This window comes from Hubeiibacter jixunmingi, from assembly GCF_041928215.1.
Lineage (GTDB): Bacteria > Pseudomonadota > Gammaproteobacteria > Pseudomonadales > Moraxellaceae > Acinetobacter.
The window spans coordinates 1-15,744 of the sequence record NZ_JBHFHK010000055.1; the positions used below are offsets into that span (position 1 = coordinate 1).

The following is a 15,744-nucleotide window of genomic DNA, read 5'->3' on the forward strand; positions in this document are numbered from 1 at the left end:
TGGCTGTCGCTAAAGCCCTTGATTGTTTCGTATCTCATCTTGTCATTATATCAAAACTTTCGCAAGAGGTCTATTGTATTGCTGGATCGGATATTAAAATTAATGATATTGAAGAATTGTATTTAAACTTAATAGACTTGATAAATAAAAAAATGAAAAAAAATCCTAAATGGAAAAATGGTATAGAATTGGGTAAAACTCTAATTGAAAAAAAATTTAGTGATATTGAGCATTTTTTCAACCCATCTGAAGAGATTATAAAAGCATATAAAGCCGAAAAAGAAAAGAAGAAATTATAAGCGAACGCCACAGTAAAATGTGGCGTTTTTATTGACTTAAAAAATATCAACCATTAGTTAATGATTTGTTCTTGGCATGAGAAGATAAAGTAAAGGAATATAAGCCCATGCAACAAACGATGTCACACAAAAAACCGACCCGAAGGTCGGCTTTTCGTTACTGATTAGCGTTAAACACGTTCAATAATGGTTGCAATACCTTGACCTAGACCGATACACATGGTGGCAAGACCGATTTGCGTATCTTGTTGTTCCATGACGTTGAGCAAAGTCGTGGTAATACGTGTACCCGAACAACCCAATGGATGACCCAAAGCAATCGCACCACCGTTATGGTTTACAATGTCTTGCTTGTCGTATAGACCCAAACCTTTTAATACCGACAAACCTTGTGCTGCAAAGGCTTCGTTCAACTCAACCGTTTGAATATCGTTGATGCTTAAACCTGCACGTTTTAGAGCTTTTTGTGTTGCTGGTACTGGACCATAACCCATAATCGCCGCATCACAACCTGCTACAGCCATACCACGAATTACCGCACGCGGTTTTAAACCAAGGTCTTGAGCTTTTTGAGCAGACATCAATAACATCGCTGATGCACCATCAGACAATGCCGATGCGGTTGCAGCAGTCACTGTACCCCCTTTTGGATCAAAGACAGGACGCAAAGCTTGGAACGCTTCAAGATTGGCATCTGGACGAATCACTTCGTCAATATCGCACATTTGCAAGAAACCATTGGCATCATGACCTGCGATAGGTACGATTTCATTTTTAAAACGACCTTCTTGTGTCGCTGCCCATGCACGACGGTGCGATTCTACACCGAAAGCATCTTGTTCTTCACGGGTAATGCCGTTCATACGACCCAGCATTTCAGCGGTCAAGCCCATCATATTCGATGCTTTGGCATAGTGTTTTGATGCCAATGGGTTGAGATCTACACCATGCATCATGCCAACGTGACCCATATGTTCAACACCACCGACTACAAAGATGTCACCTTGATTGGTGGCAATTTGAGCCGCTGCGGTATGAATGGCTTGCATTGATGAACCACATAGACGGTTTACAGTTTGACCGCCTGTGGTTTTTGGAATACCTGCCAAAAGCACGATATGACGTGCGATGTTCCAGCCTTGTTCTAAGGTTTGGTTGACCGAACCCCAAATCAGGTCTTCAATTTCATTGGTGTCAAACGGGTTACGTGCCAATAAGCCACGCACCAAATCCGCTGACATATTATCCGCACGAACGTTACGGAACATACCATTTTTGGTTTTACCCATGGCGGTACGCACACCATCAACAATCACGATATCACGTGGATTTAAGTTTGCCATGTTATTCCTTCCTTATCCGTAAAAACTTTTGCCACTTTTCGCCATATCGACCAACAATTGTGGTGCTTCATACGCTTTGCCTAAGTGTGCATACTTATTACACAATGCCACATATTGTTCTACACCGATTTGGTCGATATAACGGCAAGGACCACCACGGAATGGCGGGAAACCAATACCCATAATCATTGCCATATCCGCTTCGCTTGCGGTTGCAACGATTTTGTCTTCCAAGCAGCGAACCGTTTCATTGCATAGGGTAAGCATCATACGGTCAATGATTTCTTGGTCATCAAAGGCATGCTTTTCAGCAGTTGCTACGCTTGCCACCAATGCGTCAGCAGACGGGTCAGCCACTTTGGCTTTTTTACCTCTTTTGTCCAATTCGTATTTATAAAAACCAATATCGTTCTTTTGACCCAAACGTTGATTTTCATACATCACTTGAATCGCGCCTTTGAAATCTGGCTTCATACGGTTTGGAAACCCTTCTGCCATTACTTCTGCACCGTGTACACCTGTATCAATACCGACCACATCAATCAAATAGGCTGGACCCATCGGCCAGCCAAATTTTTCCATGACTTTATCGATTTGAACAAAATCCGCACCATCTTTAAGCAATAAATCAAATGCACCAAAGTAAGGGAACAAGACACGGTTGACCAAGAACCCTGGGCAATCATTCACCACGATTGGCGTTTTTCCCATTTTTTGTGCTAAAACTACTGTGGTTGCAATCGCTTCATCAGAAGTCTTTTCGCCACGAATCACTTCAACCAACGGCATCATGTGTACTGGGTTAAAGAAGTGCATACCGACAAAGTTTTCTGGGCGTTTTAAGGCTTTTGCCAAACGGGTGATTGAAATCGTTGAAGTATTTGATGCGATAATGGTATTGTCACGCACACGGCTTTCTACATCAGCCAAGACTTTTTCTTTGACTGCTGGATTTTCCGTGACCGCTTCAATCACGATGTCCACGTCTTTAAATTCATCATAACTCAAAGTCGGACGGATACGTGCCAAGGTTTCGCCCATTTGTGCTGGGGTGATTTTGCTACGTTCTACTTGTTTGGTGAGCAATTTATTGGCTTCATTCATACCCAATTCGAGCTGTTTGTTACCAATGTCTTTCATGATGATAGGCGTACCTTTGACCGCAGATTGGTAAGCGATACCGCCACCCATAATGCCTGCACCCAGTACTGCTGCCATATTGACATCATGTGCGCCTTTCTCATGTTTTTTAGCGACTTTCTTCACAAATTGATCGCTTAGGAACAAACCAATCAAGGCTTTGGCTTGCGGTGTTGCCGCAGCTTTGGCAAAGTATTCTGCTTCAGTTTTGATGGCTTCATCACGAGTTTGTGTGACAGAAATTTGTAAGCTGTCCAATGCCAGTTTTGGTGCTGGATATTGTGCTGGATTGGCTTTTGCCAAAATCACGCCTTTGGCACTGTTAAATGCCATCATTTGCTCGATTTGGTTTAATTTTACTGGTACTAATTTTTCTTGACGTTTTGCTTGCCAATCAAACTCACCGCTAATGGCTTTTTTCACCACATCAACAGCAGCCGCTTGCAATTGCTCTGGGCTGACTACAGCATCGACTGCACCAACTTTAAGTGCATCATCTGCTTTATATTGTGTACCTGTACCGATCCACTCTAGGGCATTGTCCACGCCCACAACACGGCTCAAACGAACTGTACCGCCGTAGCCTGGGAAGATACCCAATTTTACTTCAGGTAAGCCGACTTGGGCTTTGCTAGACATAACACGATAGTCACATGCCAAGCACATTTCAAAACCACCACCCAAAGCAACGCCATTAATCGCCGCAACAGTCGGTAAATTTAAATCTTCAAAAGCATTAAAAATTTGATGTACATCTAAGACTTTGGCAGTAATTTCTTCTACACTTGATGAAAACATCGCACCAAATTCGGTAATATCCGCACCAACAATAAATACTGGCTTGCCACTGGTAACGACTAAGCCTTTAATCTGACCATCTGCCTTGATCGCTTGAGTTGCATCTTTTAAATCTTGTAAAGTCACTTGGTTAAATTTATTGACCGATTCATCTTGTAAGTCAAAACGTAATTCGGCAATAGCATCGTCTAGACGTTGCACAGTGATCGCACGACCGTTATGGATCATCTTGATCTCCTATTTTTGCGGGTTAAATGATAAAAAATAGCTTAGTCTGCTAGGGCTACTTTGTCCATTCACTATAACCAAAATTAGACAATTTAAAACGACTAATCATGACGCTAGCGTCATGTTGTATTTTTGCAATAAATTTCAATATAAAAAATAGTAAAACTGAGCAGGGGTTTTATTGTTTACTAATTTTAAATTGTTGATATTTATGATAAATATGTATTAAATGGATCGTGGTCTATTTTACTAAAATGAACGGTTATTTATTTTGCAAAAATATGCTAGCATAAAAGTCATTTTTCACATTTAAAACAAATTTTTAGGTATTGTCATGATGTCTTTATTAAAATCTCCAGTGTGGTTTTCACTATGTATTGCAACGGTGGCGTTAACGGCTTGTGACCGCAATAATCCGCTCAATCTGACCCCAGAACAACATTGGCAAAGCTTTTGTAGTACCTATCAAGGTGCGGCATATAATATTATGCACGATAGACAAAATGGCATTGCATTTGAAAAAGCCTTAGCACACGTGGAAAAATTACCACAAGGTCAAGAGCGTGAGATGCTGATTGCTGTGGTCAAGGATGCTTATAATCAACCACAAAAAGCCACCTTTGATGAACGCCAAAAAGCCAAAGAAGACTTTCGTCAAGGCAAATACGAACAATGTTTGGCAACGCCACATAGTGAACGTAAAGTGCCTGCAAAATCTTAACTGTTATTTTTAAATCATCGAGCGAAAATGAAAATATTACAATCCAAATACTATCGCCCACGCCAGATTTTTACCGAAAATCTACGCGATAACCAATATCAAATCCAAGTCAAAGACTTAGATGAAGAGATTCGTGCGTCCAATAGTCCATATGCCGAGCTGATTAATTCCTTATTTCCAAGTATCAGCTTTCATGGTGATGGTGTGGTGATTCGCCGTGATTTATTGAGCGATTTTGTGGCTTGTGATGATTATCATGTGGTGTCTTTTGATAAGCATAGCGACCGTTTTTATCAAGATGAATTGTGCTTTTTCCATCCAGAATTTGAATTTTTTATCTTGTGTAATGAAGACTTAAGCAATGATTATGACAAGACCATTATTGAGTCGGGCTTTTTGTCGGTCGAGCTGTTGGCTTATGATTCACGTCGTGCTGACAGCCTTAAAAATCTCGAACAATTTCATAAAAAATATTTGGAAAAATATGTATCCAGTGAAGCCAAGATTTCTTTATTGTTAAAAGAAGGGCAGAATTTAGCCTTTAAATCGCATAGTATCAAACCACATCAGCTGGATTTGCATACCATGTACAATGATGATTTTTTGCCTGTACATCAAAAAATCAAACACGAACTGACGCATGGCAATAAAGGTTTGGTGCTGTTGCATGGTGTGGCAGGGTCGGGCAAGACCAATTATATCAAATGGCTCACTGCTCAAGTGCCTGAAAAGAATTTTATTTTTGTGCCAAATAATTTAATCGGTGCTTTGGCAACGCCTGAATTTATGGGCATGTTGATTGACAATAAAAATTCAGTCTTGGTATTGGAAGATTGCGAAAATTATATTGCCGAGCGTGTTGGCGGTGGGAATAGCAATGATGTGGTATCGACGATTTTAAATATTGCTGATGGGATTTTGTCAGATGTATTGGAGTGTCAATTTATTTGTACATTTAATGCCGATTTGATGGACATTGACCATGCTTTATTACGTCAAGGGCGATTGATTGCCGAGTATCAATTCAATGCCTTGAGTGAGGAAAAAGCCAATCAATACTTAGCATCAGTGGGTAAAGACCTGCAAGTCGATAGCCCGAAAACCCTTGCTGAAATCACCAATATTGATGAAAGTCATTTTAAAGTGGAAAAAGTCGGTGGTCGATTTGGTTTTGCGGTAGATTGAACTAAAAACGGCAACCCTTTCAGTTGCCGTTTTTTTATTTCTAATTCAATAGATTACAACACCATCGCTGCAATCCAGCCAAAAATCATTAATGGAATATTAAAATGCACAAAGGTCGGTACAACAGTATCCCAAATATGGTCATGCTGTCCATCTACACCCAAGCCTGATGTTGGTCCTAAGGTCGAATCTGATGCGGGCGAACCTGCATCACCTAACGCTGCGGCAGTACCAATAATTGCCACGGTTGCCAAAGGTGAAAAGCCCAATTGAATACACAAAGGCACATATAATACTGCCAAAATCGGTACGGTGCTGAATGATGAACCGATACCCATGGTCACTAGCAAGCCCACCAACAGCATCAAAAATGCTCCCATGCCTTGACTGCCGCCAATCATTGCTGCAACGGTACTCACCAAGGTATCAACCTGACCTGTCGCTTTCATTACTGCGGCAAAACCTGATGCTGCAATCATGATAAAGCCGATCAATGCCATCATCCGCATGCCTTGCATAAACACATCGTCAGACTGTTTCCACTTAAAAATTCCTGCAAAAGATAAAATCGCAAAACCAACCAAACCACCTAATGCCATCGAACCTGATTGCAAACGCACCACCAACACCGCCACAATCGCAATCAAAGACATGATAATAGTACGTGTCGCTACCGTTGGGGTGGCTGATGCACCACTGTCTTCACGCATCGAGTGCTGTACGGTAATTTGCATATCTTGATACTGACGTGGCTTGCGATAGCTAACAAAGACTGCAAATAACATGCCTAAGAACATCCCAGCAACAGGAATCGCCATCCCTGCAGGCATCATCCATTTTTCGATGACAAAATGATACGGTGCTGCTGCGGTATTGATTTGTTTCATCACCAAATCTTCAAGGAAAATCGCGCCAAAGCCTGCAGGAATCAGCATATATGTGCCGACCAAGCCCATGGTCATAACACACGCCACTGCACGGCGATCGAGCTGCAAACGATTCATCGCAATCAGTAATGGCGGTACTAACACAGGAATAAAGGCAATATGCACAGGAATCACATTTTGTGACATCATGGCAGCTGCCAATAAAGAAATCAGCAAAATAAATTTAATTTTAAAAACACTTTTAGGATTGATGTTGGCATCATTTTGAATCATACCGACGATCTTATGTGCAAATACATCAGGCACACCCGAGCGAGCCAATGCCAAGGCAAATGCCCCTAGAATAGCATAAGATAGGGCAATCTCCGCCCCACCGCCAACACCATCTTTGCTGTTAAAGACATCCATAATGGCAGATAAATCCATACCTGCCACCAAGCCACCAATTACGGCAGCAATCACCAAAGACAATACCACCGATACTCGAGACAGTGACAAAGCACACATCACGATAATGGCAATTACAACTGCATTCATGGCTATTTATATCAAGTAAAAAAGACTGCAAGATTCTAACTGAATATGGTTCAAAAAATGCATTTTATCGCGTTGATTGCTTATCATATAATCAATTTTTTGTAAAAAACTATATGTATATACAAATACTTAGCGTCAAAAATGCTTTGGTGAGCTAAATGTGTTTAAGTATCATGATTATTTTTATAGATTCGTTAATTTATGCATAGGCTCAATTGAATAGTTGGTGTGAGATAGTATTATGATTTCCAAGACTTTAAATTATTTGTGAAAAACTTTATTGATTAAAAACATACTGTGTAGGCTTTGGGATGGATCATTAACAAATATCCTGTAAAAAATCCGCTTTTTTATCATTGAATATTGCTAAATTTGAGTGAATTTAATTCTACGATATTCAGGTAAAACGGATGAAATCTTTAAGTAAAGCACTAGCGATGGGTACAATGGTTGTGGGTGCGGTGAGTATGACCGCATGCACATCAACTGGTGGTATCAATACAGGTAGTCGCATGGGCGATGCCCTAGCAATTGGTGCAATCACAGGTGCGGTCAGTGGCGGTGTCGCCAATGCAGTGACGGGAAATTCATCGCAAATCCTACGTGGTGCAGCGATTGGTGCGGCAACTGGTGCAGCTGCTAATGCCACAGCGGTTGCGGTAACAGGTACAGGGCAATAATTTTTTAATACGATCTAAACTTATTTGTCATCAAATCGTGCTAGCGTTTGTCTAGCACGATTTTTTATTCGGTCTTTAAACGTCATGTGATGACGCTGAATCTTGGATGACTAGTTTTTTCATTTTTAAATAATGCTACAATAGTGCTCTTTGCGATTGCTGATAGAGCTGTGCTGACATGTCACAAAATTATACCACCAATGAATTACAAGTCCTTACAGGTTTAGATCCAGTACGCCTACGCCCCGGCATGTACACCGACACCACACGCCCAAATCATCTTGCCCAAGAAGTGATTGATAATGCGGTGGATGAAGCTTTGGCAGGACACGCCAACAAGATTACTGTGACTGTACATCAAGATGGTTCATTGTCGGTACAAGACAATGGACGTGGTATGCCTGTAGATATTCATCCTGAATATGGTCAAAGTGGTATTGAAATTATTCTGACTAAATTGCATGCAGGCGGTAAATTTAGCGATAAAAATTATGAATTTTCAGGCGGTTTGCACGGTGTAGGGATTTCTGTGGTTAATGCCTTATCGACTCGTGTAGAAGTCAGTGTACAGCGTGATGGACAACGTCATTTTATGGCATTTGAGCATGGTGAACCTGTTACACCTTTACAAAGCGAAAGCAATAAAATCGCCAAAAAAATCTCAGGCACGACCGTGCGTTTTTACCCGAATGCCAAATATTTTGATAATGTTAAATTTTCACTCAAAGCCCTAAAGCACAACTTACAAGCCAAAGCGGTACTGTTGGCAGGCTTAGTGGTGGAATATATTGATGAAATTAATCAGGAAAATATCACTTGGCAATTTGAAAATGGCTTGGTGGATTATCTCAAAGAAGCAGTCAATGACCGTGAGATTTTGCCTGAAGTGCCATTTTTCGCCCAAGGACAGATTGATAAGTCACAAGCAGAATTTGCTTTGTGTTGGAATGTTGATGGTGGTGAGCAAATCCAAGAAAGCTATGTCAATTTGATTCCGACTGCTCAAGGTGGTACGCACGTCAATGGTTTACGCACAGGCTTAACCGAAGCCTTAAGGGAATTTTGTGAATTGCGTAATTTATTACCGCGTAATTTGAAATTATCGCCTGAAGATGTCTGGGATGGGGTAAATTTTATCCTGTCGCTCAAATATCAAGAACCGCAATTTTCAGGGCAAACCAAAGAGCGTCTATCCACGCGTGAAGCGGCAGCCATTGTACAAAGTATCAGCAAAGATAGCTTTACATTGTGGCTGAATCAATATCCTGATGTGGCAATGCAATTGGCAGAAATGGCGATTAATAAAGCTGGTCGCCGTCTAAAAGCCGCCAAAAAAGTCGAACGTAAAAAGATTACCGCAGGGCCAGCTTTACCAGGTAAATTGGCGGACTGTGCAGGGCAAACCCGTGAAGAATCGGAATTGTTTATTGTCGAAGGTGATTCAGCCGGCGGCTCAGCCAAGCAAGCTCGCGATAAAAACTTCCAAGCCATCATGCCGATACGCGGTAAAATTCTCAATACTTGGGAAGTGGCTTCGGATGAAGTATTGGCTTCACAAGAAGTGCATGATATTGCCATTGCCATCGGGGTGGATCCTGCCAGTGATGATTTGTCCGAGTTGCGTTATGGCAAAATCTGTATTTTAGCCGATGCTGATTCGGATGGTTTGCATATTGCCACCTTGCTTTGTGCTTTATTCGTCAAGCATTTCCCAGCTTTGGTCGAAGCGGGGCATCTTTATGTCGCCATGCCACCACTGTATCGCATCGATAGTGCCAAAGAAGTCTATTATGCCCTTGATGATGCAGAACTTGAAAGTTTATTGAAAAAAATCAAAGGCAAAAATCCGCAAATCACTCGCTTTAAAGGTTTGGGTGAAATGAATGCCAGCCATTTGCGTGAAACCACTATGGATCCTGATACCCGTCGTTTGGTGCAATTGGATTTGGATGATATGCACTATACCCATGGTTTATTGGATAAATTGCTTGCCAAAAAACGTTCAGCCGACCGTAAAGAATGGCTAGAACAAAAGGGTAATTTGGCGGATATTGAGCTATAAATCTGTCAAAGGTATTTCTAAGGGGCCATTTGTCCCCTTGCCAAATCCAAGCAAACCCAGCATAATAGCCCAAGATTTCAGGAGAAGTTAATCAGTGCCTAAGTATGGCATGATTTTTACCGAAGGCGCAAATACCCTATAATCGCTCAGGTAAAAGGACTGGAATCGCACAAAATTATCATTTCATTTAGTAGGCAATGAATTTTTACACATTTATTGTCACAGAGAATGCATTTTTGTGACATCATCTGGAGAGTGTGGCGAGCAAGCAGATTTTTTTAAATCACGCATTGCCCCACCACCGAAGGGGAAAAGGCATTTTATTTCGTCTATTGCTTGATGCAAGGTCAGTATAGATAAAATAGGCTGAAAATCTCAGGTCGCAGGACAGATAGGGCAAAGTGGCGTAGCGATGATGGCGATAAAAAGCCATTGTGGTAGTGCGTCAATGTTGCTGACTATTGTTTTTGCTATTTTACCTAGAGTATCGATATTCAGTATTGCCCCTTTCTACACTCTTATATAGGATTTTGTCATGTCAGGACTACAACGCACGCCATTTTATCAATCACACCTTGATGCAGGTGGTAAAATTGTCGATTTCTCAGGCTGGGAATTGCCGATTCATTATGGTTCACAAATTCAAGAACACGAAGCTGTACGTACCGATGCAGGGATGTTTGACGTATCACATATGGTGGTGACTGATATTCAAGGTCAAGATGCCAAAGCATGGTTACAAAAATTATTGGCAAATGACATCGCCAAAGCCAAATTTGTTGGTAAAGCGATTTATTCAGCGATGCTGAATGAGCAAGGCTGTGTGATTGATGACTTGATCGCTTACCGTATGAATGAAGCCGAAACTGAATACCGTATCGTATCTAATGCTGCAACACGCGATAAAGACTTGGCACAATTTGCCAAAGTGGCAAAAGATTTTGGTTTTGCAGTTGAGATTCAAGAGCGTCCAGAACTGGCTATGCTCGCAGTACAAGGTCCGAATGCAATTGCCAAATTAGCTCAAGCGAAACCAACATGGCAAGACAGTTTGAACGAATTAAAACCTTTTGTGGGTAAAGATTTGACTGAAATTGAAGGCAAAGATTGGTTTGTGGCAAAAACTGGCTACACTGGCGAAGATGGTGTAGAAGTGATTTTACCGCAAGCAGCTGCCGGCGAATTTTTTACATTACTGAAAGAAAATGGTGTTCAGCCAACAGGTCTCGGTGCACGTGATACCTTGCGTTTAGAAGCGGGTATGAATTTGTACGGTCATGAAATGGACGAAACGATTAATCCGTACGAATGTGGTATGGCATGGACTTTGGCTATCAAAGATGAGCGTGATTTTATCGGTCGTCAAGCCATGCAAGCCAAACAACAACAAGCCATCGATAGCGGTACAGAAGTGATGCAAGTCGGCTTGGTGTTAGATGGTCGTGGCGTATTGCGTGAAGGCATGCAAGTGACTTTGGCAAATGGCAAAACTGGCGTGATTACTAGCGGTACGTTCTCACCAAGTTTAAAACAATCGATTGCGATTGCTCGCATTGCTAAAACTGAAGATAAAACTGCAAATGTTGATTTGCGTGGCACACCAACGCAAGTCCGTATTATTGCCTTGCCGTTTGTACGCAATGGCAAAAAACAGTTTGATTAATAATTTTACCAGTACATAGTATGTCTTAATTTAACCTAAAACAGTTTTTCACTTGTTTAGTTAAATTAAGACTACGATAAAACTACTTTTTTGGAGCGATAAACAATGCAAAAAATACTTTTAGCTGTAATGATGGTATTCGCCACAATTGCATCAGCAAATGCCCACGTTACAATTAGAAATTTTGCAAACGGCGTAGATAGTATGTCAGGTAAATCTGATCACTTCCGTCTGAATGTTCCGACGAATAGAAATAAGGCAATCACTGAGGTAAAGCTCGTAGTGGCTGACGGTGTAAAGCTGTTGTTTATTCATCCAATGCCTAATTGGACTTATACTACCCAAAAAGATGCCAATGGCGATATCAAGACCGTTATTTACAAAGGTCGTATGGAAGCAGGTGAATATACTGCATTTCCTTTTATTGCCAAAAACCCAGCGACTTCTGATACTGCGGTCAAATATCAAGCGTACGTTACCTATGAAGATGGCGTAGTCGTACCATTTGATGGTTCAGAAGATGCACACGGTTATCAACCGACAATCTTACTCAAATAACCCCACTTTTCACACCCCACTTACAAGGATATTCCTATGAGCAACATTCCAGCTGACTTAAAATATGTCGCAAGCCACGAATGGTTACGTTTAGAACAAGACGGTAGCATTACTGTCGGTATTACTTACAATGCCCAAGACTTATTGGGTGACATCGTCTATGTCGAATTGCCAGAAGTTGGTGCCAATGTCGATGCAGATGCCGAAGTCGCTGTAGTTGAATCAGTAAAAGCGGCATCTGATGTCTATGCACCAATTGCAGGTGAAATTCTTGCTGTAAACGATGCTTTGGTTGATGCACCAGAAATCATCAATAGCAATCCGTATGGTGAAGGCTGGTTCTTCAAAATCAAACCAAGCAATCCAAGTGATTATGATGGTTTGATGTCTGCTGAAGAATACGAAAGCAGTCTATAAACTTATCGATTGATGTAAACCCAAAAAGCAAGGCTTGCGATGATATTGCAAGCCTTGTGCTTAATAGCACTTTGTTCGAAATTTTTCAGTAAAAATCACGCACTGATTTTGCTTCTATAGTTTGTTAGGAACTTGTTATGACCCATACCACGTTAAAACAATTTGATGATGTATTCAAACACGATGAATTCATCTCACGCCACGTTGGCATCAATAGCCACGACCAAGATGCTATGCTTAAGACGCTTGGCATTGATAATATGCAAGATTTTATCGTACAAACTGTACCTGCATCAGTGCGTTTGGGCAAAGATTTGGACTTACCATTGAGTATGCCTGAGCATGAGGCTTTGGCAAAATTACGTGGTCATGCCGATAATATTACCGTGAATAAAAGCTATATCGGTCTCGGTTATTATCCAACGCGTGTGCCTGCGGTGATTCAACGTAATGTGTTAGAAAATCCAGGTTGGTACACGGCTTACACGCCTTATCAAGCGGAAATCGCACAAGGTCGTCTGGAGACTTTATTAAACTTCCAGCAAATGTGTATTGAATTGTCAGGCTTAGATTTGGCAGGTGCATCATTATTGGATGAAGCGACTGCTGCAGCTGAAGCGATGGCGATGGCGAAACGTGTCAGCAAGTCAAAATCAAATCAATTCTTTGTCGATAGCCGTATTTTCCCACAAACTTTGGACGTGATTCAAACCCGTGCTAAATATTTTGGTTGGGACGTTGTCGTCGGTGATTTGGCTGATGCCGGCAAGGGCGATTACTTCGGTGCAATTTTCCAATATGTTGGTAAAGATGGCGATGTGGTCGATTTGACTGATGTGATTGCACAAGTCAAAGCCAAAGGGGCTTATGCCATTGTTGCTGCCGATGTAATGAGCTTGGTATTACTCAAATCGCCTGCCAGTATGGGTGCCGATGTAGCTTTGGGTAACACGCAACGCTTTGGCGTACCGATGGGCTTTGGTGGTCCGCATGCGGCGTATTTTGCCTTTACTGATGCAGCAAAACGTTCTGCACCAGGTCGTATCATTGGTGTGTCAATTGATGCTCAAGGCAAACGTGCTTTGCGTATGGCACTACAAACCCGTGAACAACATATCCGCCGTGAAAAAGCCAATTCAAATATCTGTACATCACAAGTATTGCTTGCAAATATGGCAGGTATGTATGCGGTATATCACGGTAGTGCGGGCGTAAAACGCATTGCAACGCGTATTCATGCTTTGGCAAGTGCCTTTGCTGATGTGGTGAGAAAAGCCGGCTTAACTGTCGTACACGAGCAATTCTTTGATACAGTTTTGGTCAATACTGAAAAAGCTCAGGCGATTTATCAAGCGGCATTGGATGCAGGCTATAACTTGCGTTTGGTCGATGAGCAACATCTTGCGGTGGCATTTAGTGAAGTGAGTGACCAAGCTGATTTTGCTGATTTAACGCAAATCTTTACGGGTACAGCACACAGCTTGCCAACGGATTTAACCATCACATTGTCAGCAAGCGTATTACGTCAAGAAGATGTATTACAGCATCCTGTATTTAACAGCCATCATACTGAGCATCAAATGCTCCGTTATTTGAAAAAGCTAGAAAATAAAGACTTAGCAATGAACCAAAGCATGATTTCATTGGGTAGCTGTACCATGAAATTGAATGCCACCAGTGAAATGTTGCCGATTACTTGGAATGAGTTTTCAAATGTGCATCCATTCGCACCACGCGAGCAAGTGGGCGGTTATTTGGCAATGATTGAAGGCTTGCAAGAACAGCTCAAAGCCATTACTGGTTTTGATGCGATTTCGATGCAACCCAACTCAGGTGCATCAGGTGAATACGCTGGTCTTTTGGCGATTCGTCGTTATCATGAAAGCTTGGGTCAAGCCAATCGTAATATCTGCTTGATTCCACGTTCAGCACACGGTACCAACCCTGCGACTGCTCAAATGATGGGTATGGATGTGGTGGTTGTGGCAACCGATGAGCAAGGTAATGTGGATTTTACTGATTTGAAAGCCAAAGCCGAGCAACACAGTGCCAATTTGGGTGCGTTGATGATTACTTATCCATCTACTCATGGCGTGTTTGAAGAAGGTATTCGTGATATTTGTGCCTTGATCCACGAACATGGCGGTCAAGTGTATATGGACGGTGCCAATATGAATGCACAGGTGGCAATGATGCAACCTGCCGATGTCGGTGCGGACGTATTGCACATGAACTTGCACAAGACGTTCTGTATTCCACACGGTGGTGGCGGTCCAGGTATGGGTCCTATCGGTATGAAAGCACACTTAGCACCATTCATTGCTAACCATGTGGTTTCACCAGTACCGAATGCACAAACTGGTATGAGTGCGGTATCGGCTGCACCATTTGGCTCAGCAAGCATTTTGCCGATTTCATGGATGTATATCACCATGATGGGTCGTGATGGTTTGCGTCAAGCGACAGAAGCGGCTTTGTTAAATGCCAACTATGTTGCCAATGCCTTGAAAGATGATTATCCAGTATTGTATTCAGGTAATAACGGTCGTGTGGCTCATGAATGTATCATTGATATTCGTCCATTGAAAGAAGCTTCAGGCATCACTGAAGTAGATATTGCCAAGCGTTTGATGGACTACGGTTTCCATGCACCAACCATGTCTTTCCCTGTAGCAGGTACATTGATGATTGAGCCGACTGAGTCAGAAGACAAAGCGGAATTGGATCGTTTTATCAGTGCCTTAAAACAAATCAAAGTGGAAGCATTGAAAGTACAAGCCGGCGAATGGCCCAAAGATGACAATCCATTGGTCAATGCACCGCATACTGCACAAGTGGTGGCAGGCGAGTGGAATCGTGCTTATAGCCGTGAAGACGCTGCCTATCCATTGCCATATATTCGTGAAAACAAATTCTGGCCAACAGTAAGTCGTGTTGATGATGTGTATGGTGATAAGAATTTGGTATGTAGCTGTCCAAGTATTGAAGAATACGTTTAATTTTTCTTTAAATTGAATTTATTGAAAATAAAAATAGCCCAGCCTAAATGGTTGGGTTATTTTTTGGAAAATTATTAATGTAACTTATAAAATTCATTAAATCCAAAAAGACGTTTTTATGTAAAATATATCTTTCATAAAGTAGATTTTACTAGGGTGTGTTGACATACAAAGAAAATCAGTTATTCTGATTATATGAATAGACTAACACTTACTGATGCCCAATG

General features: G+C 41.6%; 12 protein-coding genes and 2 riboswitches. Of the genes, 9 read left to right on the plus strand and 3 right to left on the minus strand.

The window, feature by feature from the left end; genetic code table 11:
• Window positions 1–299, plus strand: a 299-nt coding sequence (locus ACEYX7_RS08545; protein WP_374805295.1) for a hypothetical protein, incomplete at its 5' end; no start/stop codon positions are given.
• A 170-nt stretch (window positions 300–469) separates the two neighbouring features.
• On the opposite strand, the gene fadA is transcribed toward ACEYX7_RS08545, so the two are convergent.
• Together fadA and fadB are read right to left on the minus strand one after the other, a co-directional pair.
• Window positions 470–1,642 (minus strand): acetyl-CoA C-acyltransferase FadA, encoded by a 1,173-nt coding sequence (fadA, locus tag ACEYX7_RS08550; protein ID WP_374805296.1) that lies wholly within the window; start codon window positions 1,640–1,642, stop codon window positions 470–472.
• 12 nt (window positions 1,643–1,654) lie between these two features.
• Window positions 1,655–3,808: a fatty acid oxidation complex subunit alpha FadB gene (gene fadB, locus ACEYX7_RS08555; RefSeq protein ID WP_374900440.1), complete on the minus strand. Its 2,154-nt coding sequence runs from the start codon at window positions 3,806–3,808 to the stop codon at window positions 1,655–1,657.
• 337 nt (window positions 3,809–4,145) lie between these two features.
• Here fadB and ACEYX7_RS08560 point away from each other — a divergent pair, with 337 nt between their 5' ends.
• Window positions 4,146–4,529: a hypothetical protein gene (locus ACEYX7_RS08560; RefSeq protein WP_374805298.1), complete on the plus strand. Its 384-nt coding sequence runs from the start codon at window positions 4,146–4,148 to the stop codon at window positions 4,527–4,529.
• Between the two features lie 27 nt (window positions 4,530–4,556).
• Window positions 4,557–5,714, plus strand: coding sequence for an AAA family ATPase (locus ACEYX7_RS08565; RefSeq protein WP_374900441.1), 1,158 nt, complete (start codon window positions 4,557–4,559; stop codon window positions 5,712–5,714).
• Between the two features lie 53 nt (window positions 5,715–5,767).
• Here ACEYX7_RS08565 and ACEYX7_RS08570 read toward each other — a convergent pair whose 3' ends face one another.
• Window positions 5,768–7,138, minus strand: coding sequence for a Na+/H+ antiporter family protein (locus ACEYX7_RS08570; RefSeq protein ID WP_374805300.1), 1,371 nt, complete (start codon window positions 7,136–7,138; stop codon window positions 5,768–5,770).
• 410 nt (window positions 7,139–7,548) lie between these two features.
• Between ACEYX7_RS08570 and ACEYX7_RS08575 the strand changes: the two genes are divergently transcribed.
• The 6 genes from ACEYX7_RS08575 (at window position 7,549) to gcvP (ending at window position 15,517) form a co-directional block, all read left to right on the plus strand.
• Window positions 7,549–7,818: a hypothetical protein gene (locus ACEYX7_RS08575; RefSeq protein ID WP_374805276.1), complete on the plus strand. Its 270-nt coding sequence runs from the start codon at window positions 7,549–7,551 to the stop codon at window positions 7,816–7,818.
• A 178-nt stretch (window positions 7,819–7,996) separates the two neighbouring features.
• Complete coding sequence (gene parE / locus ACEYX7_RS08580) at window positions 7,997–9,880, plus strand: DNA topoisomerase IV subunit B (RefSeq protein WP_374805277.1); 1,884 nt, start codon at window positions 7,997–7,999, stop codon at window positions 9,878–9,880.
• A 68-nt stretch (window positions 9,881–9,948) separates the two neighbouring features.
• Window positions 9,949–10,052: riboswitch (glycine riboswitch) on the plus strand.
• 66 nt (window positions 10,053–10,118) lie between these two features.
• Window positions 10,119–10,281: riboswitch (glycine riboswitch) on the plus strand.
• Between the two features lie 134 nt (window positions 10,282–10,415).
• A complete protein-coding gene (gcvT, locus tag ACEYX7_RS08585) occupies window positions 10,416–11,543 on the plus strand; it encodes a glycine cleavage system aminomethyltransferase GcvT (protein WP_374805278.1) in 1,128 nt (375 codons plus the stop codon).
• A gap of 105 nt (window positions 11,544–11,648) precedes the next feature.
• Window positions 11,649–12,101 carry a DUF1775 domain-containing protein gene (locus ACEYX7_RS08590; RefSeq protein WP_374805279.1) on the plus strand — a complete coding sequence of 151 codons (453 nt, stop codon included), beginning with the start codon at window positions 11,649–11,651 and terminating at the stop codon, window positions 12,099–12,101.
• Window positions 12,102–12,137: 36 nt separating this feature from the next.
• Window positions 12,138–12,518, plus strand: a complete 381-nt coding sequence (gene gcvH / locus ACEYX7_RS08595; RefSeq protein ID WP_374805281.1) for a glycine cleavage system protein GcvH — start codon at window positions 12,138–12,140, stop codon at window positions 12,516–12,518.
• 137 nt (window positions 12,519–12,655) lie between these two features.
• Window positions 12,656–15,517 carry an aminomethyl-transferring glycine dehydrogenase gene (gcvP, locus tag ACEYX7_RS08600; protein ID WP_374900442.1) on the plus strand — a complete coding sequence of 954 codons (2,862 nt, stop codon included), beginning with the start codon at window positions 12,656–12,658 and terminating at the stop codon, window positions 15,515–15,517.
• Window positions 15,518–15,744: the final 227 nt, after the last annotated feature.

What these genes read in the sequence shown, in the direction of transcription:
- fadA (WP_374805296.1), bottom strand. Translation starts at nt 1,642, where the DNA reads ATGGCAAACTTAAATCCACGTGATATCGTGATTGTTGATGGTGTGCGT.
- fadB (WP_374900440.1), bottom strand. Translation starts at nt 3,808, where the DNA reads ATGATCCATAACGGTCGTGCGATCACTGTGCAACGTCTAGACGATGCT.
- ACEYX7_RS08560 (WP_374805298.1), top strand. Translation starts at nt 4,146, where the DNA reads ATGTCTTTATTAAAATCTCCAGTGTGGTTTTCACTATGTATTGCAACG.
- ACEYX7_RS08565 (WP_374900441.1), top strand. Translation starts at nt 4,557, where the DNA reads ATGAAAATATTACAATCCAAATACTATCGCCCACGCCAGATTTTTACC.
- ACEYX7_RS08570 (WP_374805300.1), bottom strand. Translation starts at nt 7,138, where the DNA reads ATGAATGCAGTTGTAATTGCCATTATCGTGATGTGTGCTTTGTCACTG.
- ACEYX7_RS08575 (WP_374805276.1), top strand. Translation starts at nt 7,549, where the DNA reads ATGAAATCTTTAAGTAAAGCACTAGCGATGGGTACAATGGTTGTGGGT.
- parE (WP_374805277.1), top strand. Translation starts at nt 7,997, where the DNA reads ATGTCACAAAATTATACCACCAATGAATTACAAGTCCTTACAGGTTTA.
- gcvT (WP_374805278.1), top strand. Translation starts at nt 10,416, where the DNA reads ATGTCAGGACTACAACGCACGCCATTTTATCAATCACACCTTGATGCA.
- ACEYX7_RS08590 (WP_374805279.1), top strand. Translation starts at nt 11,649, where the DNA reads ATGCAAAAAATACTTTTAGCTGTAATGATGGTATTCGCCACAATTGCA.
- gcvH (WP_374805281.1), top strand. Translation starts at nt 12,138, where the DNA reads ATGAGCAACATTCCAGCTGACTTAAAATATGTCGCAAGCCACGAATGG.
- gcvP (WP_374900442.1), top strand. Translation starts at nt 12,656, where the DNA reads ATGACCCATACCACGTTAAAACAATTTGATGATGTATTCAAACACGAT.